Source organism: Dankookia sp. GCM10030260 (genome assembly GCF_042666655.1).
Classification (GTDB): domain Bacteria; phylum Pseudomonadota; class Alphaproteobacteria; order Acetobacterales; family Acetobacteraceae; genus Paracraurococcus.
Genome location: NZ_JBHTDE010000005.1, coordinates 176,505 through 195,173 on the forward strand (window position 1 = coordinate 176,505; position 18,669 = coordinate 195,173).

18 protein-coding genes are annotated in these 18,669 nt (G+C 71.5%); 3 read left to right on the top strand and 15 right to left on the bottom strand.

What is annotated here, in order from left to right:
- Nucleotides 1–18: 18 nt before the first annotated feature.
- The 13 genes from ACFQS7_RS18330 to ACFQS7_RS18390 form a co-directional block, all read right to left on the bottom strand.
- Nucleotides 19–1,041 (bottom strand): ABC transporter ATP-binding protein, encoded by a 1,023-nt coding sequence (locus ACFQS7_RS18330; protein ID WP_380068559.1) that lies wholly within the window; start codon nt 1,039–1,041, stop codon nt 19–21.
- A complete protein-coding gene (locus tag ACFQS7_RS18335; protein WP_380068560.1) occupies nt 1,038–2,006 on the bottom strand; it encodes an ABC transporter ATP-binding protein in 969 nt (322 codons plus the stop codon). Before ACFQS7_RS18335 ends, ACFQS7_RS18330 begins: the two co-directional genes overlap by 4 nt.
- 2 nt (nt 2,007–2,008) lie before the next feature.
- A complete protein-coding gene (locus tag ACFQS7_RS18340; protein WP_380068561.1) occupies nt 2,009–2,848 on the bottom strand; it encodes an ABC transporter permease in 840 nt (279 codons plus the stop codon).
- Complete coding sequence (locus tag ACFQS7_RS18345) at nt 2,848–3,858, bottom strand: ABC transporter permease (protein ID WP_380068562.1); 1,011 nt, start codon at nt 3,856–3,858, stop codon at nt 2,848–2,850. The genes ACFQS7_RS18340 and ACFQS7_RS18345 overlap by 1 nt, the downstream gene beginning before the upstream one ends.
- Nucleotide 3,859: 1 nt before the next feature.
- The gene (locus tag ACFQS7_RS18350; RefSeq protein WP_380068563.1) at nt 3,860–5,440 is read right to left on the bottom strand and encodes an ABC transporter substrate-binding protein; all 1,581 of its coding nucleotides are present in this window, start codon (nt 5,438–5,440) and stop codon (nt 3,860–3,862) included.
- Between the two features lie 107 nt (nt 5,441–5,547).
- Nucleotides 5,548–6,918, bottom strand: coding sequence for an FAD-dependent oxidoreductase (locus tag ACFQS7_RS18355; RefSeq protein ID WP_380068564.1), 1,371 nt, complete (start codon nt 6,916–6,918; stop codon nt 5,548–5,550).
- The gene (locus ACFQS7_RS18360) at nt 6,915–7,190 is read right to left on the bottom strand and encodes a (2Fe-2S)-binding protein (protein WP_380068565.1); all 276 of its coding nucleotides are present in this window, start codon (nt 7,188–7,190) and stop codon (nt 6,915–6,917) included. The genes ACFQS7_RS18355 and ACFQS7_RS18360 overlap by 4 nt, the downstream gene beginning before the upstream one ends.
- Nucleotides 7,187–8,176 carry an ABC transporter ATP-binding protein gene (locus ACFQS7_RS18365; RefSeq protein ID WP_380068566.1) on the bottom strand — a complete coding sequence of 330 codons (990 nt, stop codon included), beginning with the start codon at nt 8,174–8,176 and terminating at the stop codon, nt 7,187–7,189. The genes ACFQS7_RS18360 and ACFQS7_RS18365 overlap by 4 nt, the downstream gene beginning before the upstream one ends.
- Nucleotides 8,169–8,990 carry an ABC transporter permease gene (locus ACFQS7_RS18370; protein ID WP_380068567.1) on the bottom strand — a complete coding sequence of 274 codons (822 nt, stop codon included), beginning with the start codon at nt 8,988–8,990 and terminating at the stop codon, nt 8,169–8,171. Before ACFQS7_RS18370 ends, ACFQS7_RS18365 begins: the two co-directional genes overlap by 8 nt.
- Complete coding sequence (locus ACFQS7_RS18375) at nt 8,987–9,925, bottom strand: ABC transporter permease (protein WP_380068568.1); 939 nt, start codon at nt 9,923–9,925, stop codon at nt 8,987–8,989. The genes ACFQS7_RS18370 and ACFQS7_RS18375 overlap by 4 nt, the downstream gene beginning before the upstream one ends.
- Entirely contained in the window at nt 9,926–11,470 is a 1,545-nt protein-coding gene (locus ACFQS7_RS18380) for an ABC transporter substrate-binding protein (protein WP_380068569.1), read from the bottom strand.
- On the bottom strand, nt 11,467–12,612 hold the full coding sequence (locus ACFQS7_RS18385) for an NAD(P)/FAD-dependent oxidoreductase (RefSeq protein ID WP_380068570.1): 1,146 nt from the start codon (nt 12,610–12,612) through the stop codon (nt 11,467–11,469). The genes ACFQS7_RS18380 and ACFQS7_RS18385 overlap by 4 nt, the downstream gene beginning before the upstream one ends.
- On the bottom strand, nt 12,596–13,564 hold the full coding sequence (locus tag ACFQS7_RS18390) for an ABC transporter ATP-binding protein (RefSeq protein ID WP_380068571.1): 969 nt from the start codon (nt 13,562–13,564) through the stop codon (nt 12,596–12,598). The genes ACFQS7_RS18385 and ACFQS7_RS18390 overlap by 17 nt, the downstream gene beginning before the upstream one ends.
- 187 nt (nt 13,565–13,751) lie before the next feature.
- Here ACFQS7_RS18390 and ACFQS7_RS18395 point away from each other — a divergent pair, with 187 nt between their 5' ends.
- Nucleotides 13,752–14,591 (top strand): LLM class F420-dependent oxidoreductase, encoded by an 840-nt coding sequence (locus ACFQS7_RS18395; RefSeq protein WP_380068572.1) that lies wholly within the window; start codon nt 13,752–13,754, stop codon nt 14,589–14,591.
- Nucleotides 14,592–14,594: 3 nt separating this feature from the next.
- Here the strand turns inward: ACFQS7_RS18395 and ACFQS7_RS18400 are convergent, their stop codons facing one another.
- Together ACFQS7_RS18400 and ACFQS7_RS18405 are read right to left on the bottom strand one after the other, a co-directional pair.
- A complete protein-coding gene (locus ACFQS7_RS18400) occupies nt 14,595–15,509 on the bottom strand; it encodes an SMP-30/gluconolactonase/LRE family protein (RefSeq protein ID WP_380068573.1) in 915 nt (304 codons plus the stop codon).
- 40 nt (nt 15,510–15,549) lie between these two features.
- The gene (locus tag ACFQS7_RS18405; protein WP_380068574.1) at nt 15,550–16,311 is read right to left on the bottom strand and encodes a class II aldolase/adducin family protein; all 762 of its coding nucleotides are present in this window, start codon (nt 16,309–16,311) and stop codon (nt 15,550–15,552) included.
- Between the two features lie 136 nt (nt 16,312–16,447).
- Between ACFQS7_RS18405 and ACFQS7_RS18410 the strand changes: the two genes are divergently transcribed.
- Nucleotides 16,448–17,692, top strand: coding sequence for a CinA family nicotinamide mononucleotide deamidase-related protein (locus tag ACFQS7_RS18410; RefSeq protein ID WP_380068575.1), 1,245 nt, complete (start codon nt 16,448–16,450; stop codon nt 17,690–17,692).
- 168 nt (nt 17,693–17,860) lie between these two features.
- The gene (locus tag ACFQS7_RS18415; RefSeq protein WP_380068576.1) at nt 17,861–18,664 is read left to right on the top strand and encodes a glucose 1-dehydrogenase; all 804 of its coding nucleotides are present in this window, start codon (nt 17,861–17,863) and stop codon (nt 18,662–18,664) included.
- Nucleotides 18,665–18,669 lie beyond the last annotated feature (5 nt).

Genomic DNA, 18,669 nt, shown 5'->3' on the forward strand with positions numbered 1-18,669 from the left:
CCTTGCCGGCCGCCGCCATCAGCCTGCCGGCGGCAGCGCCGTCGCGTATCCTGGCGTAGTGGCGGCATCGGGGTCGATCTCCGCCGCGCGGTGACAGGCCACCTGCGTCGCGCCATGCGGCGCCAGCGGCGGGTCGATCGCCCGGCAGCGGTCCTCCGCCAGGGCGCAGCGCGGGGCGAAGGCGCAGCCGGGCGGCAGGCGTGCGGCGCTGGGCGGCTCGCCCTGCAGTGCCGGCGCGGCCTCGACCCGCCGGCCGGAAAGCCGCGGCGCGGCGGCCAGCAGGCTGCGCGTATAGGGATGCGCGGGTGCTGCGAAGATCCGCACGGTCGGCGCCTGCTCGACGATGCGGCCGAGATACATGATGGCGACGCGGTCGCAGAACCGCCGTACCACCGACAGGTCGTGCGAGATGAACAGGTAGGTCAGGCCGTAGCGCGCCTGCAGGTCGCGCAGCAGGGTCAGCACCATCGCCTGCACCGACATGTCGAGGCCGGAGGTGGGCTCGTCCAGCACCACGATGCGTGGCCGCAACGCCAGGATGCGCGCCAGCGCCACGCGGCGCAGCTGGCCGCCGGAGAATTCATGCGGGTAGCGCCGGCCTGCGGCGGCATCGAGCCCGACCGCCTCCAGGACCTCGGCGACCCGCGCCTGCCGCTCGGCGCGGTCGCGGACGCCCTGGACCACCAGCGCTTCCTCCAGCGCCCGGCCGATGCTCCACCACGGGTCGAGCGAGGCGCCGGCATCCTGGTGAACGTAGTGGATGGCGTTGCGCGCGCGCCGCGCCGCCTGCGGCGCCAGGCCGCTGACCGGGGCACCGTCCAGCAGGATGCGCCCGCCGCTTTCGCGCTGCAGGCCGAGGATGGCGCGGCCGAGCGTGGTCTTGCCGCAGCCGGATTCGCCGACGATGCCGAGCACCTCGCCCGGCGCGACCGCGAGGCTGACGCCGCGCACCGCCTGCACCGGCGGGATGGACCGGCCGATCCAGCGCTTGCGGCCGCCGAGCGCGACCGAGAGGTCCTCGACCTCGAGGATCGGCGTCATGCCGCGACCTCGTGCAGGATGCAGTCGACGCTGCGCCCCGGCTCCGGCCGCTGCGGCGCCGGGGCGCGGGTGGTGCAGGCAGGGTGGGCCGAGGTGCAGCGCGGCGCGAAGCGGCAGCCGGGCGGCGCCCGCAGCGGCGAGGGCACCGCGCCGGGGATGCCGACGAAGCCGCTGCTGCGTTCGGGATGGCAGGCCAGCAGCGCCCGCGTATAGGGATGCAGCGGCCGGTCGAGCAGCGCCGCGGTTGGGCCGGATTCCACCGTCTGGCCGGCATAGATGACCGAGACGTCATCGCAGAGCTCGGCGACGACGCCGAGGTCATGCGTGACGAAGAGCATGGCGATGCCGAGATCGTCGACCAGTTCGCGCAGCAGCCGCAGGATCTGCTGCTGGGTGGTGACGTCGAGCGCCGTGGTCGGCTCATCCGCGATCACCAGGCGCGGGGCGCAGGCGAGCGCCGCGGCGATCAGCAGCCGCTGCCGCTGGCCGCCGGAGAACTGGTGCGGGTGGCGGTCCAGCGCGGCTTCCGGGTCCGGCAGCTGGACGCGGCGGAACAATTCCAGCAACCGGGCGCGATGGCCGCGGCGGTCGCCCGGGGCATGCCAGCGCATCGTCTCCAGCAATTGCGCGCCGATGGTGAAGAGCGGGTTGAGCGCGAGGTAGGGGTCCTGCGGGATGAAGCTGATCCGGCTGCCGCGCACGTTGCGGTTCAGTTCGGCCTCGGAGAAGGCGAGCAGGTCCTCGCCCTCGAACAGGATCTCGCCGGCGGCGACCTCGGCGGCCGGTGGCAGGATGCCGAGGATGGCGCGGATCAGGGTGGACTTGCCGCAGCCGCTTTCGCCGACGACGCCGAGGATGCGGCCTGCCTCAAGCCGCAGCGCGATATGGTCGAGGATGCGCGCCACCCCCTCGTCGCCGCGGATCGCCACGCGCAGGCCGGAGACGGCGAGGGTCGGTACCGCCACGTTCAGCGGGACCGCCGCAGGCGCGGGTCGACCAGGTCGCGCAGCCCGTCGCCCAGCAGGTTGAAGCCGAGCACCGCGAGCAGGATGGCGAGGCCCGGGAAGGTGGCGAACCACCAGGCCTTCGGCAGGTAGGTGCGGCTCTGCGCCACGGCCAGGCCCCAGTCGGGGTCGGGCGGCGTCGCCCCCATGCCGAGGAAGCCGAGCACCGCGGCGACCAGGATGGTGAAGCCGAGCCCGATGGTGGCGCGCACGATGATGGGAGAGAGGATGTTCGGCAGGATGTGCAGCAGCAGGATGCGCGGCGTCCCGGCGCCGATCCCCTGCAGCGCATCGATGAACAGCGCGTTGCGCAGCCGCTGCGTCTCGGCATGGACGATGCGGGTGAAATAGGGCCAGTAGGTCAGCGTCAGCGCCAGCATCGCGCTTTCGACCGAGGGGCCGAGCAGCTGCGCCAGGGCCAGCGCCAGGATCAGCTGCGGCAACGCCAGGAAGACGTCGGTCACGCGCATGATCGCTTCCGGCACCAGGCCGCGGCCATAACCGGCAATGAGGCCGAGCGGCACGCCGATCGCCGTCGACAGCCCGACCACCACCAGGGCTACCTTCAGCGCGCCGCGCGCGCCGAGGATGACGCGGGAGAGGATATCGCGGCCGAGATTGTCGGTGCCGAAGGGGAAGGCGGCGCTCGGCGGCTTCAGCCGGCGCAGCAGGTGGGACGCGCTGGCGTCTTCCGGATAGGGCGCGATCCAGGGACCGAAGATGGCCAACGCGACCACGCCCAGCACCAGCAGCGCGCCGATCACCGCCGGTACGTCGCGGAGGAATTTGCGGAGGATCAGCATCAGTGCTGTTCCCGTACCCGCGGGTCGATCAGCGCATGCGCCACGTCGGTCAGGATATTGACCACGGCGTAGATCACGCCGACCAGCAGGGTTACCGCCAGCATCACCTTCGCATCCGCGGTCAGGATCGCCTGCACCGTGTAGCTGCCGATCCCCGGCCAGTCGTAGATCGCCTCCACCACCACGGCGCCGGCCAGCAGGCTGCCGAAGAGCAGGCCGATCTGCGTCACGGTCGCAACGACGGAATTGCGCAGCACATAGATCCAGATGAGCCGGCCCCGCGGCGTGCCGGTGGCGCGGCCATAGAGCACGAAATCCTTCTGCAGCGTGTCCAGGACGCCGGCCCGGGTGAAACGGGTGATGGTGGCCAGGCCGCCGAGCGAGAGGGTGACCGCCGGCAGCACCAGATGCCGCAGCGCGTCCAGGAAGACATCGAAACGGCCATGCAGCAGGCCGTCGAGCAGCAGCAGGCCGGTCGGCCCCGCCGGCGCCGCAAGCCCCACATCGAGGCGCCCGCGCAGCGGCAGCCAGCCGAGCTCCATGGCGAACAGCAGCTGCAACATGATGGCCAGCCAGAAGGCGGCGATGGCGATGCCGCCGACCGAGACGATGCGAAGGACGAAATCCGGCCAGCGGTTGTGGTTCACCGCCGCCAGCACGCCGAGCGGGATGCCGAGCCCGGCGCTGAGCAGCAGCGCGGCGAAGGTGAGCTCCAGCGTCGCCGGCAGGCGCTGGGCGATGTCCTGCGCCACCGGCCGGCCGGAGAACTGGCTGGTGCCGAAATCCAGCCGCGCGACGCCCGCGAGGTAGCGGCCGAACTGCACGTGCAGCGGCTGGTCCAGCCCGTATTGCCGGCGGATCTCGGCGATCTGCGCCGGCGTCGCATTGTCCCCGGCCAGCGCCACCGCCGGGTCGGCCGGCACCGTGCGGATCAGCAGGAAGGTCACCACCAGCAGCCCGAAGAGCGAGGGCAGCACCAGCAATGCCCGCCGCAGGACGAAGCCGAGCATCTCAGCCCTGCATCTGCAGCCAGCGGAATTCGGCGCCGCCGCCGGCCGGGCAGAAGCGGTAGCCGGACAGGCGGCGGGAGACGCCGCGCAGCTCGACCGTGTTGTAGACCCAGATATCGGCGCAATCGGCCATCACCAGGCGGGTCGCTTCCTCGTATAGCGGGGCGCGCTCGGCCTGCACCACCAGGCTGCGTGCCTGGCGCAGCAGCTCGTCCACCCTGGCGTTCCGGTAGTAGGAGGACGCCTTCCAGGTGCCGTGGAACTGGCTGTCGTACATCTGGCCGACCCAATTCTCCGGGTCGACGAAATAGGTGCTGACCCAGTGGATCCACATCTCCGGCGAGGTGTCGGGCTTGCCGGTCGCCGCGGTGATGTTGGCCCAGGTATCGGCGACGATGCGCAGGTTGACGCCGATGGATTGCAGGTCCGACTGGAACAGCTGCGCCGCCTGGTTGGTCTGTTCCAGCTGCGACTGGATGTGGATGCGGACCGGCGTCTTCGGGTTGTAGCCTTCCGCCTGGGCCAGCTTCAGGAAGTGCTTCGCCTTGTCGAGGTCGTAGGCATAGCCCGGCGCATCCTTCGGCGCGCCCCACAGCGCGTTCGGTACCGGCCCGGCATTGCGGTCGGCATAGCCCTTCAGGATCTCCTGGATGAAGCCTTCGTAGTTGAAGGCATGGGCGAAGGCCTTGCGCACGTTGATGCTGCTGAAGGGAGCGCGGCTGTTGTTCATGCGGATGATGAAGGTGCGCATGGAGACGGCCTTCTCCACCCGCGCCACCCGGCTTTTCTCGATCTGTTCGAGCTGGTCGGTCGGCAGGTAGCTGTCGGTCCAGTCGATCGAGCCGTTGAGCAGGCCGAGCACGCCGGTCGAGGTCTCCTTCGCCGCGCGGGTGGCGATGCGGGGGACCGGGTTCGGGTTGTCCTTCCAGCCGAGGAAATGCCCCTCGAACCGCACCATGTCGAGCTTTTCCAGCGTCGTCAGCGAGCCGGGGACGAAGCTGTAGGCGCCGGACCCGGCCTCGTTCGAAGCCAGCCAGCCGGCGCCCCAGTCGCCGTCCTTCTCGTTGGCGCGCACCAGGCGGCTGTTGACGACGGCGATGATCGGGATGGCGGCGAGGAAGGGCCCGTAGGCGCGGTCCAGCCTGAAGCGGACCGTCAGCGCATCGGGCGCCGTCACGTTCTCCGGCTTCAGGATCGCCAGGAAGGCGCTGGCCGGCGCCCGCTTCAGCGCCAGCGCGCGGCGGAAGCTGTAGACCACGTCCTCGGCGGTCAGCGCAGTCCCGTCATGGAATTTGACGCCGTCGCGCAGGCGGAACTCCCAATCGAGCCCATCCGCCGAGGCGGTATGGCCGGTGGCCAGCCAGGGCAGGAGCTCCGGCGGGTTGTTCTCGTAGCGGTAGAGCCCATCATAGGTGTTCAGCGCATAGCCCATCATGGGCACGTCGTAGAGCAGATGCGGGTCGAGATTGGCAGGCGGCGAATCCGACCGCACCAGCACGCCGGGCGTGGCCGCTTGGCCGGCGCGCGCCGCCACCAGCGTGGCGAGGGCAAGGGCACCGCCCTGACGTCTCGTGATCTGCATGGTTTCTCGCTCCCGCTCCGGCTAAGCGCGCGCGGATTGTGCAGGCAGGCCGGCAGGCCGCCCCGCGTGGCTTGATGCGGCAAGCCTTACGCAATATGCGGGCCAGATCAGGCGGCGGCCGTCGCCGGGATCGGGATCGGCTTGACCGGCGGCTGGCCGCGCAGCCGGCCGACCGCGGCCGTGGTGCAGCCGAGCGCCGCCGCCAGCACCTCTGCCCCGGCCGGTCCGCAGACGCGACCCTGGCAGCGGCCCATGCCGATGCGCGTGATGGCCTTGGCGCGGTTCGCTTCCGGCGCCGGGCCGGTGGGCGATGCGGCGGCGGCGCGCAATTCGCCGGCGGTGATCGCCTCGCAGCGGCAGAGGATGGTGGCGTCGGCCATCTCGGCAGCCAGGCCGGCGGGAAACGGAAAGGCGCGTTCCAGCGCGGCGCGGAAGCGGGCCTGGCGGCGCAGCGCGCGGTCCAGGTGCAGGACCTGCGCGGCATCCGCGGGATGGCCGGCATCCTCCAGCAGCGCCAGCGCGGCGCGGGCGCCGGCCAGTTCCGCAACCTCCGCCCCGCCGATCCCGGCGCCGTCGCCGGCGAGGTAGAGGCCTGTCACCGGCGTTCGCCCGGCCAGGTCGCGGCGCGGCACCCAGTTATGCTGCAAGGGGTCGAAGTCGAAGGGCACGTCGGCAAGGTCGGCAAGCTGCGCCTCCGGCTTCAGCCCCCAGCCCATGCCAACCGCGTCGCATCCGGTACGGTGTTCGGCGCCGGCCGCATCGCGCCAGCGTAGCGCGGTCACGCCATCGTCGCCTTCGACCGCGAGCGGCACGACGCCCTCGACGACGGGGATGCCCCGGGCCCGCAGCCATACCGTATAGTAAAGACCCTTGGCCAGCGTCGCCGGCCCGTGCAGCAGGCCGGGCGCGGCGGCCAGCTTGGTGGCGAAGCGGGTGGTGTCCAGCACCGCCGCGACCTCGATGCCCGCCCTGGCATATTGATAGGCGGCCAGCCACAACAGCGGGCCGGTGCCCAGGAACACCACGCGCCGGCCGATGGCGCAGCCCTGCGCCTTCAGCGCGATCTGCGCCGCACCGAGCGTGGCGACCCCCGGCAGGGTCCAGCCCGGCAGGGGGATGACGCGGTCCATCGCACCGGTGCAGAGCAGCACGGCATCGTAGCCGACTGCCTGCTGCGCACCGTCTTGCATCAGGTCCAGCACGCGCGCCTTCGGGCGGATGTTCCAGACCAGCGTGTCCGGCCGCCATTCGGTGCGCGGCTTCAGCGCGTCGAGCGTGGCGTGCAACACTGTCGCACGGCGCGCCTCGAAGCCATAGAGGGCGCGTGCGTCGCGGCGGAAGCCGGCGGGCGGACGCTGGTAGATGCGGCCGCCGCCATCCGGCGCCTCGTCGATCCAGGCCGGCGTCAGGCCGGCCCGGACCAGCTGTTCCACCGCGCGTACCCCGGCAGGGCCGGCGCCGACCACCGCGACCCTCATCTGCGGCGTACCTGCATATCCGCCACGACAAGCGTGCCGCACGCGCGGCGGCGGCCCTGGCCTTCCACCGTCACCCAGCAGTCCTGGCAGGCCCCCATCAGGCAGAAGCCGGCGCGCTTGCCGTCGCCGAATTCGCTGTTGCGCAGCCAGCCGGCGTCGGCGGCGAGGATGGCGGTGAGCAGCGTGTCGCCGGCGCGGGCGGTGAGCGTCTCGCCATCGAGCTGGAAGCGCAATTCGGCGCGGTCCTGGTCCAGCACGCGCTGCAGCCTCATGCCACCTTCTCCATGATGTCCTCGGCGCGCAGGCAGGCGACGCGGCGGCCCTGGCCCAGGTCGCGCAGCGGCGGCAGGTTGGTGGCGCAGGCCGGGATGGCGTGCCCGCAGCGCGGGTGGAAGGGGCAGCCCGGCGGCGGGTTGGCGGCGGAGGGGATCTCGCCGGTGATGCGCGGCAGGGCGCCGCGCCGCGCCGGGTCCGGGATGGGGGAGGCATCGCGCAGCATCCGCGCATAGGGGTGCAGCGGCGCTTCCAGCACGCGGGCGGCCGGGCCTTCCTCGACGATGCGGCCAAGATACATCACCGCGACGCGGTCGCAGAACCAGCGCACCACGGCCAGGTCGTGGCTGACCAGCAGGAAGGACAGGCCGCGGCGCTCGCGCAACTCCCGCAGCAGAAGCAGTACCTGCGCCTGGACCGAGACGTCGAGCGCGCTGACCGGCTCGTCCGCCACGATCAGCTCCGGTTCCACCGTCAGGGCGCGGGCGATGCCGATGCGCTGGCGCTGGCCGCCGCTGAACTCGTGCGGGTAGCGGTCGAGCGCCGCGGGCGGCAGGCCCACTTCCTCGAGCAGCGCGGCGGCGCGGCGGCGCGCCCCGGCGCCGCTGGCGAGGCCGTGCACGCGCATCGGCTCGACCAGCGCGGCGCCGATGGTCTGGCGCGGGTCGAGCGAGGAATAAGGGTCCTGGAAGACGATCTGCATGCGCCGCCGCAGCGCCTTCAATGCGGCGCCGCGCGCCGCCAGCAGGTCCTCCCCGCGCCAGTGCACGCGGCCGGCATCGGGTTCGATGAGCCGCAGCAGGGCGCGGGCGGCGGTGGACTTGCCGCAACCGCTTTCGCCAACCAGGCCGAAGGCCTCGCCGCGGGCGATGCTGAAGGAGAGGTCCTCCACGGCGCGGACGGTGACGGTGCGGCGGCGCGGGAAACCGCTGGTGGTGGTGAAGTGCTTGCGCAGCCCGTCCACCGTCAGCAGGGGCTCATTCATGGCGCAGCCGCGGGTCGGTGGCGTCGCGGAGGCCGTCGCCGACCATGTTCAGCCCCAGCACCAGGAACAGGATGGCGAGGCCGGGGAAGATCGCCAGCCAGGGGGCGTCGAGGATGTTCTCGAACCCGTCCCGCGTCATGCCGCCCCAGGTGGCGGTCGGCGGCTTGGCGCCGAGGCCGATGAAGGACAGGGAGGCCTCGACCCGCACCGCGGTGGCGAGCCAGAGCGTGCCCATCACCAGCACCTCCGGCAGGATATTGGGCAGGATGTGACGGAACAGGATGCGGGCATGGCTGAAGCCGAGCGCCCGCCCGGCCTCGACGAAGGCGCGTTCCTTCAGCGCCAAGGTCGGCGCGCGGGCGATGCGGGCGAAAGGGGCGATGGCGGTGAGCGCGATGGCGATGATGAGGTTCTGCAGGTCCGGCCCCAGCAGTGCCACCACGATCAGCCCGAGGATAAGCGAGGGGAAGGACAGCAGCACGTCCATCACCTGCATGGTGAACAGGTCGGTCCGGCCGCCGACATAGCCCGAGATCAGGCCGATCGCCCCGCCCACCACCATGGCCGCGGCGATGGCGCCGAGCGAGACGGTGAGCGAGATGCGCGCGCCCCACAGCAGGCGCGAGAGGATGTCCCGGCCGAACTGGTCGGTGCCCAGCGCATAGTCGCCGCCGGGCGGCTGGAGGCGGGCGATGATGTCCTGTTCCGCCGGGTCGAAGGGCGCGATCCAGGGGGCAAGGGCCGCCGCGAGCAGGATGCCGAGGCAGAGCAGCGCGCCGACCAGCGTGGTCGGGTTGCCGGCCAGGCGCCTCATGCCTTCACCCGCGGGTCGATGATGCCGTAGAGCAGGTCGGTGATGGTGTTCACCGCCACGATCAGCACGCAGTAGATCACCATCAGCCCCTGCAGCATGGTGTAGTCGCGCTGGTTCAGCGCGCCGACGATGACCTTGCCGAGGCCGGGACGGTTGAAGACGATCTCGGTCAGCACCGAATTGCCCAGCAGGATGCCGACATAGAGCCCGACCACGGTGACGATCGGGATGGCGGCGTTGCGCAGGCCATGCACCCAGACGATGCGGCGCCGCGGCACGCCCTTGGCGCGGGCGGTGCGGATGAAATCCTCCCCCATGCTCTGCAGCATGGCGCTGCGGGTGACGCGGGTGATGTAGGCGGCCATGACCAGGCCGAGGGTGATGGCCGGCAGGATCAGCTTGTGCAGCCGATCGAGCGGATCGCCGAGGTCGGCGTTGCCGATCACCGGGAAGACCTGCCAGTGCAGCGCGAAGGCCAGCAGCAGGAAGATGCCGGAGACGAAGACCGGGAAGGACAGGCCGAGCAGCGACAGCATCCGCGCGGCGAGGTCGATGGCACCGTTGCGGTGCAGGGCGGCCGCGATGCCGGCCGGCACGCCGATGACGATGCCGAAGACCATGGCGGCGAGCGTCAGGTCGATGGTGTGCGGCAGCACGGCGGCGACCTCCGCCGTGATCGGCCGGCCGGTGACCATGGAGGCGCCGAAATCGCCGACCAGCACGCGTCCCATGAAGGCGGCATACTGCGCCGGCAGCGGCTGGTCGGTGCCGAGCTTGGCCCGCAGCGCCGCCACCGCCTCCGGCGTCGCCTGGTCGCCGAGAATGACCAGCGCCGGGTCCCCGGGGACGATACGGACGATGACGAAGATCAGCGTCAGCACCGCCAGCAGGGTCGGCACCGCGGCCAGCAGGCGACGGGCGACGAAGAAGGCCATTCAGCGCAGCCGCGACTGCTCGGTGATCTGCGGGCCGAGGCCCATCGACCCCACCAGCTTGTAGCCGTAATCCAGCGTGTCGCGCCGGGCGAAGACCAGCAGCGTCTCCACCAGCGGCACGGCGCAGACTTCCTTCACCAGGGTCCGCTGCGCCTCCGCCCACAGTTTCAGCTGCGCCGCCGGGTCGGTGCTGACCCGGGCCGCATCGATCTGCGCATCGGCCTGGTTGCAATGGGAGAAATTGGTCACCGCGGTCGGCGTCTTGACGATCGACCGGCCGTGGAAGAACTGGCTGAGGTAGATGTCGGCCACCGGGAACCGCGCCGCCGAGTAGTAGACCAGCGGTGAGAGGTCCTGGCGGATCTGCTGGTGAAAGGTGGCATGCTCCACCACCTGCAGGTCGAGCGTGATGCCGGCGCGGCGCAGCTGCTGCTGCACCACCTGCATCATGTTCAGCATCTCCGGCAACTGGGTGTGGATGACCTTGATGGTCAGGCCGTTCGGGTAGCCGGCCTCGGCCAGCAGCGCCTTCGCCTTCGCCACGTCGTGGCCCGGCAGCCCGTTCTCGGCGGTGAAGCCCAGGTAGCCGCGCGGCACCAGGCTCTGCCCCGGGCGGCTCACGTCGGGGCCGCGCCAGCGCGACAGCTCCGCCCGGTTCACCGCATGCGCCATGGCCTGCCGCACGCGGATGTCGTTGAAGGGTGCCTGGGTGATGTTGAGGTGGAGCATGGCGAGCTCGGCCGGCTCGAACACATCGACCGTCACGCCCGGCAGCGCCCGCACCCGGGTCGCCCAGGTCTGGTCGGCGCGGCCGTAGTTGAGGTCGAGCTCCTTGTTCTGGAAGGCCAGGTCGCGCGAGGCATCGGACGGGATGAAGCGGTAGGAGATGCCGGCGATCTGCGGCTTGCCGCGGAAATAGCCGGCATGCGCCACCAGCTCGGCGCTCTGGTTCGGCGTCACGCCCTGCAGCGCGAAGGGCCCGGTGCCGACCGGTGCGCGGGCGAAGCCCTCGCCCTTCTGCTCCACCGCGCGCTTCGAGACGATGTAGCCGCCGGAGTAATTGGTCAGGATGCCGAGCAGGCTCGGCACGTTCTCGCGCAGCACGATCCGCACCGTATAGGGATCGACCGCCTCGACGCTTTCGAAGGCGCGGAAATCGGCGGAGAAGGCGGAGGTCGCGGCGGCGGCGGATTTCCTCAGGCTGAAGACCACGTCGTCCGCGGTCAGCTCGCCGAAGCCGCCATGGAACTGCACGCCGCGGCGGAGGAAGAAGGTCCAGGTCCTGCCGTCGGCGCCGCTCTCCCAGCGCTCGGCCAGGTCGGGCTCGATCGCCGCCGGGTCGATGCTGCCGGGCGGGAAGCGCACCAGGCCGTTGAACATCCAGCCGACCGCCACGCGGTCGATGGTGGAGGTGGCGAAATGCGGGTCCAGCCGGCCGACATCCTGCGCCGCCATGCCCACGCGCAAGGTCTGCGCCTGGCTCCCCGATGGCAATCCGATCGCCAGCGCCATGCCGAGCAGTGCCGCGCGCAAAGCCTTCATCATTCCGTCCCCCGGCCTGTGGCCGCGTCCGCCCGTGGGGCGAAGCGGCCGATATCGAATGCGTCGAGCGGCACGTCGCTGTGCCCGTCCAGCACCAGCTCCGACAGCACCTCGCCCACCGCCGGCCCCAGCATGAATCCATGGCCGGAGAAGCCGAAGGCGTGGAACAGCCCGGGCGTGGTGCGGCTCGGCCCCATCACCGGCAGCACGTCCGGCGTCAGCCCGTCGATGCCGGTCCAGCTGCGGATGATCAGCGCATCCGCCAGGCGCGGGATCAGCCGCACCGCCTTTTCCATCGCCGCCGCGCCGCTGTCCGGGCGCGGGCGGGACATCGGCACCGCCGGGTCGCCCTCGCCGCGCCCGCCGCCCAGGATGACGTTGCCGCGCGAAATCTGCCGCAGGTAGACATCGCCGCCCACCACGCCGATGTTCAGCCGGCAGAAATGCGGCAGCGGCTCGGTCACCAGCATGTTGGGGTGCAGCGCCTCGATCGGCGCGCGCTCGCCGAAGCGCGCCGCCACCGCGGCGCCCCAGAAGCCGGCGCAGTTCAGCAGCACCGGTGCGACGAAGCCGGTGTCGTTGGCAGTGACGCGGAAGCGGGTGCCGTCATGCGCCATCTCCGCCACTGCATGGCCTTCCAGGATGGTCGCGCCCGCTTTGCGCGCCGCCGCGGCCAGGGCCGGCGCCAGCAGCCGGGGATTGGCCGAGCCATCCTCCTCCAGCAGGCTGCCGGCGATCACCTGCTCGCCCAGCCAGGGATGTTCGGCACGGATGGCGTTGCGGCCGACCATGCGCGGCCGCAGCCCATGCTGCTCGGCGATGGCGTTCCAGCGCAGCAGCTCGGCTTCCTCCGCCGCGCTGCGGGCCAGCTTCAGGTGGCCGCTGGGATCGAATTCGGCATCGGTCCCGATCAGGTCGGCCATGCGCGCCCAGATCGCGCGGGACCGCCGCGCCAGCGGCAGCTCCGCCGGGTTGCGGCCCTGCTGCCGCACGCCGCCATGGTTGACGCCGGAGGCCTGGCCGCCGACCAGGCCGCGTTCCAGCAGCACCACGCGGGCGCCGCGCTTCGCCAGGTGCAGCGCGGCGGAACAGCCGGCGCCGCCACCGCCGACCACCAGGACATCGGCCTCAACCATGCGCGACATGGCAGCGCGCGGCATGGCCGGCCGCCACCTCGGCCAGCAGTTGCGGCGTCTCGCAGCCCGGGCGCGCCAGCGGGCAGCGCGGCGCGAAGCGGCAGCCCGCCGGCATGGCATCCAGCGCCGGCACCCGCCCGCCGATCGCGGACAGCGCCTGGCCCGAAAGGTCGATCCGTGGCACCGCGGCGAACAGCGCCCGCGTATAGGGGTGCAGCGGCCGGGCGAAGATGGCGCCGACCGGGCCCTGCTCGACGATCTCCCCGGCATACATCACCGCCACGCGGTCGGCGATCTGCGCCGCGACGCCCAGGTTGTGGGTGATGAACAGCACCGCCATGCCGTGCTTCGTCCGCAGATCGGCCAGAAGCCCCAGCACCTGCGCCTGGATGGTGACGTCGAGCGCCGTGGTCGGCTCGTCGGCCAGCAGCACCGCGGGCTCGCAGGCCAGCGCCATGGCGATCATCACCCGCTGGCGCATGCCGCCCGAGAATTGGTGCGGGTATTCGCGCAGCCGCTGGCTGGCCGAGGGGATCTTCACCTCCTCGAACAGCGCGCCGGCGCGGTCGAGTGCGGCGGCGCGCGACAGGCCGCGATGGATGCGGAGACTCTCCGCCACCTGGTCGCCCACCGTCATCACCGGGTTCAGGCTGGTCATCGGCTCCTGGAAGATCATCGCCATGCGGTCGCCGCGCAGGCGTTCCAGGGCGGCATCCTCCAGCCCCGCGAGGTCTTCCCCGTCCAGCAGGATGCGGCCGGCGGCGACGCGGCCGGCGGGCGGCTGCACCAGCCCCATGACGGACAGCGCCGTGACGCTCTTCCCGCAGCCGCTCTCGCCGACCAGGGCCAGCGTCTCGTCGCGCTTCAGCCGCAGCGAGACGTCGCGCACCGCGGCATGCCAGGCGCCGCGGATGCGGAACTCGGTGCGCAGGCCGATGAGCTCGAGGGCGGGCGTCGCCATGATCGCGGCAGCCTGCCCGCGCCGCCCGGCGCCGGCAAGCCGGTGCCGCTGCCGCTTGGCGCCACGGCGGACCGGAACCGACCGTCTTCTGGGCAGCGCCGCCTGCCGGCGCGGCAATGGGCGGTTTGCCGGCGCCCGGCGCGGGCGATAGGCTTCCCGCCACAAGGCTGCGACGGGGGAGCGGGACATGCAGTTCGGGGCCTCGATGTTCTTCACCGACTATTCGATGACGCCCGCCGCGCTGGCCCGCGCGCTGGAGGAACGCGGCTTCGAATCCGTCTGGGCGCCGGAGCATTCGCATATTCCCGCCGCCCGCCTGACCCCCTGGGGCGGCGGCGGCGAGCTGCCGAAGCGCTACTACGACGTCATGGACCCCTTCGTCAGCCTGACCATGGCGGCGGCGGCGACCACCACCCTGCTGCTCGGCACCGGCGTCTGCCTGCTGAACCAGCGCGACACCATCCAGACCGCCAAGCTGGTCGCCTCGCTCGACCAGGTCTCCGGCGGCCGCTTCCTGTTCGGCATCGGCGTCGGCTGGAACCGGGAGGAGATGGAGAACCACGGCACCGCCTTCGACACCCGCGCCAAGCTGGTGCGCGAAAGGGTGGAGGCGATGAAGGAGATCTGGACGAAATCGAAGGCCGAGTACCACGGCGAATTCGTCGACTTCGCGCCGATCATGGCCTGGCCCAAGCCGGTACAGAAGCCGCACCCGCCGATCCTGGTCGGCGGCGCCTTTCCGCAGGGGGCGCGGCGGGCGCTGCGCTACGGCAATGGCTGGATCCCGATCGCCGGCCGCGCGCCGCTGGAAGACGCTTTGGTCGCCTTCCGCGGGATGGCGGCGGAGGCCGGGCGCGACCTGGCGGAGGTGCCGGTCTCCACCTTCGGCGCGCCGGAGGACCTCGACACGCTCCGGCGCTACCGCGACCTCGGCGTCTCCCGCGTGGTGGTGTCGCTGGACTCGGAGAAGGCGGCGACCATCCTGCCGATCCTCGACCGCTGGGCGGCGCTGATCCGCGGGCTGTAGCCGCTATTCCTGGAAGTTCAGCCGCAGCCCCGGCTCCGGCCAGCGCATCTGGCCGAGCTCGCCCAAGCCCGATAGCGTGATGGTCGCGGTGCGCATGTCGGCGCCGCCGAAGCAGATATTGGTCGGGTGGGTGTCGGGCATCGCCACCTGGTCCAGCAGCCGGCCGTCGGGGGCGAAGACAGTGATCCTGCCCGTGACCAGCGTGGCGACGCAGACGTTGCCGGAGGCCGTCACGGCCAGGCTGTCGAAGCGGGCGAAGCCCGGCGCGGCGCCGAGGTAGCGCCCGCCATGCGGCGAGGGGAAGGGTTGCTTGCGCAGCACGCCCGGGCTCTCGATGTCGAAGGCCCAGAGCCGCGCCGGCTCGGTATCCGCGACATAGACCGTGCGCTCATCCGGCGAGAGGCCGACGCCGTTGGCGCTGAGGATCGGATAGGCGATCTCCCGCACCGAGGACCCGTCCGGCATGGCGTAGTAGAGCCCGCCGTGGTCGCGCGACGTGTGGTAGCGCTTGCCGAGATCGGTGAAGTAGAAGCCGCCATGCCGGTCGAAGACCAGGTCGTTCGGTGCCGAGAGCTTGTGCCCGTTCGCCGCCTTGTACAGCAGGTGCCGCGCACCGCTGACGGGATCGACCCGCTCGACGGAGCCGTATTCGTAGTCGTCGGACGGGCCCTGGCCCATGAAGCTGTCGGGCAGGTATTTGCTGCCGCCGTTGTTGCAGAGGATCAGCCCGCCATCCGGCGCGCGCGCCAGCCCGTTCGGCCCACCTCCGGCCTGGCCGAGACGCGTGACCTTGCCATCGGCGCCGACCCGGGTGATCCAGCCGCCGTTGATCTCGGTGAGGAGGATGCTGCCATCCGCCATGGCGACGGGGCCTTCGGGGAAGCCGAGGCCCCTGGCCAGGATGCTGATCTCGGTCACGGCGTTTCCCCTTCTTCGTTTCGTGGCCGGCCTTGCCGGCTCAGCAGCGGTACTTGGCGCCCTGCCGGTCCACCGTGCGCACCAGGCCTTGGAATTCCAGCAGGCCGTAGTCCGGCGTGCCGCGGAGCTTCTTCATGCGCGCCTTGGCGCGTTCCTGCACATGCGGCTCGATCACCACCGGCGGCTCGTCCATCTGCCGGGCCATCAGCTCGACCTCGCAGGCGCGCTCCAGCATATACAGCCGCATCAGCGCGCCATGGATGGTCTCGCCCCAGGTCAGCAGGCCGTGGTTCAGCAGCACCACGCAACTGCCCTGCTGGCAGGTGACGCCGAGCGCCTCGCACTCCTCGACCGAGGTCGGCACGCCGTAATCGTGGTAGGCCACGTCGTCCAGCACATGCAGCGCATCCTGGCTGATCGGCCGCAGCCCGCGGCGCAGCACCGAGATGCCCGCCCCCGCGCGGGTATGGGTGTGCAGCACGCAATTCGCATCCGGGCGCGCCTTGTAGACGCCGCTATGGATGGTGAAGCCGGCGGCGTTGAAGCGGCCCTGGTCGCCGATGACGTTGCCGGCGAGATCCATCTTCACCAGGGAAGATGCGGTGACCTCGTCGAACATCTCGCCGTAGCGGTTGATGAGGAAGGTGTCCGGCTCCCCCGGCACGCGCGCCGACATATGGGTATTGATCAGGTCGGTCCAGCCGAGGTGGTGCACGACACGATAGAGCGCGGCCAGGTCGCAGCGCGTCTGCCATTCGGCATCCGACATGTCCGCCCCGGCGAGCTTCATGGCTGAGGACATTGCTCTCTCCCGTTCCCGGCGCTGCCGCCGGCCGGCCATCCTGTGCGCCAAGCCGCTCCGCCCGCAAGCCAGTATGTCCGGCCGGCTTGACAGCCGGGCGGGCCGGCCGCCTTACCGGGGCCACGGAGGCAACGGCATGCGCATCGAGATACTCTGCACCGGCGACGAGATCCTGACCGGCAAGACGATCAACACCAATTACAGCCACATCGCGCAGCGCCTGGGCGAGGCCGGGCTGGAAGTGGTGCATGGCACCACCGTCGGCGACGACCGCGCCAGCCTGCTGGCCGCCTTCCGCCAGGCGGCGGCCCGCGCCGACGCCGTCATCGTCAATGGCGGGCTCGGCCCGACCGTCGACGACCTGTCGCAGGAGGTCGCGGCCGAGGCCGCCGGGGTGCCGCTGGTGCTGCACGAGCCCTGGCTGGCCCGGATGGAGGCCTTCTATGCCGGGCGGGGCCGGGCGATGCCGGCCAACAACCGCAAGCAGGCCATGCTGCCAGACGGCGCCGAGTTCATCGACAACCCGATCGGCACCGCCTGCGGCTTCGCGGTGACCATCGACGGCGCGCGCTTCTACTTCACCCCCGGCGTGCCGCGCGAGATGCGCCGCATGCTGGACGAGCAGGTGATGCCGCGCCTGCTGGCCAGCGCCGGGCTGCCCGGCGTGGCGAGGCTGAAGCGCTTCCACTCCTTCGGCATCGGCGAATCCCGCGCCGACGAGATGCTGGCGGGGATCGAGGCGATGGCGCCGCCCGGCACGGTGAAGCTCGGCTTCCAGGCGCATTACCCGGAACTGGAGACCAAGCTGGCGGCGCGCGGCGCCGATGCGGCCACGCTCGATGCCATCCTGGCGCCGCTGGAGGCCGAGGTGCGCCGGCGCTTAGGCAATTTCATCCTCGCCGAGGATCGGGACACGCTGGAATCCGTCGTGCTGGATGCGCTGCGCGGCTGTGGCGGCACGCTGGCGGTGGCGGAGAGCTTCACCGGCGGCAGCATCGCCGCCCGCCTGCTGCAGCTGGACGGCGCCGAGACGCTGTTCCGCCGCGGCGTGGTCAGCCGCGACCCGGGCCAGCTTGCCGCCGCGGTCGGCCTCGCGCCGGATGCCGCCGCGGCGCCGGCGGTGGCACTGGCGCTGCGGGCGGCGAGCGGCGCCAGCCATGCGCTGGCCGTGCTGGTAACGATGGAGGGCGAAGGCGCCCAGGCGGCCGGCAGCATCAGCATCGGCCTCGCCGATCCGAACGGCAGCCTGCTGCGCGAGGCCAAGCTGGTCGGCGGGCGGGAATGGGTGCGGCTCGGCGCGGCGGAGCTCGGGCTCGACTGCCTGCGCCGGCACCTGGCGGGGCTGCCGGTGGAGGAACGGTTGGACTTCGAGCGGCGGTAAGGCCAGGGAGGATACTTCTCTGGGTCGGCACCTGCCGCGCGGCGAATTCCGACCCGGGAAAAGGAAGGGTGGGGTCTGCGGAGCGGGAGACTTTCCCGCGGGCCCGCCGCGCCATAGGCTGGCCGGCGGAAGCGGGCGACAGCACCCGCAGGTCGAGGAAACGCCCAGATGAATCGTCTCGATGGCAAGGTCGCGCTCATCTCCGGCGCCGCGCGCGGCATCGGCGCGGAGACCGCGGCGCTGATGGCGGAGGCCGGCGCGAAGCTGGTGGTCGCCGACGTGCTGGACGACGCCGGCCGGCAGACGGTGGAGGCGATCCGCGCCGCCGGCGGCCAGGCCGACTACATCCATCTCGACGTGACGCGGGAAGCCGACTGGACCGCCGCGATCGAGCTGGCCACCAGCCGCTTCGGCAAGCTCGACGTCCTGGTCAACAACGCCGGCGTCTTCATCGGGAAGTCGATTGAGGAGATCAGCCTCGACGATTGGAACAAGCTGGTCGCGGTGAACATGACCGGCGTCTTCCTCGGCACCAAGCTGGCCGCCCCGGCGCTGCGCGCGGCGGCGGCGTCCAGCGAGCATGGCAGCGCCATCGTCAACCTGGCGTCGATCGCCGGGCTGGTGGGTTCGCAGCTCGACCCGCTCTATTCGATGACCAAGGGCGGCGTGACGCTCTTCACCAAATCCGCCGCGCTGGAATTCGGCCGCAAGGGCTACCGCATCCGGGTGAACTCGATCCATCCCGGCGTCATCCAGACCGAGATGGGGGAGCAGACCTTCATGGCCCGCGCCCGGCGGACCGGCAGCAACGACCCAGGCCCGGTGCGGCAGCAGGTCTCGGACACCATCCCCTGGGGCCGGCTCGGCGTGCCGCTCGACATCGCCAAGGGGATCGTCTTCCTCGCCTCGGACGACGCCGCCTACATGAACGGCGCCGGCCTGGTGGTCGATGGCGGCTTCACCGCCGCCTGACCGGC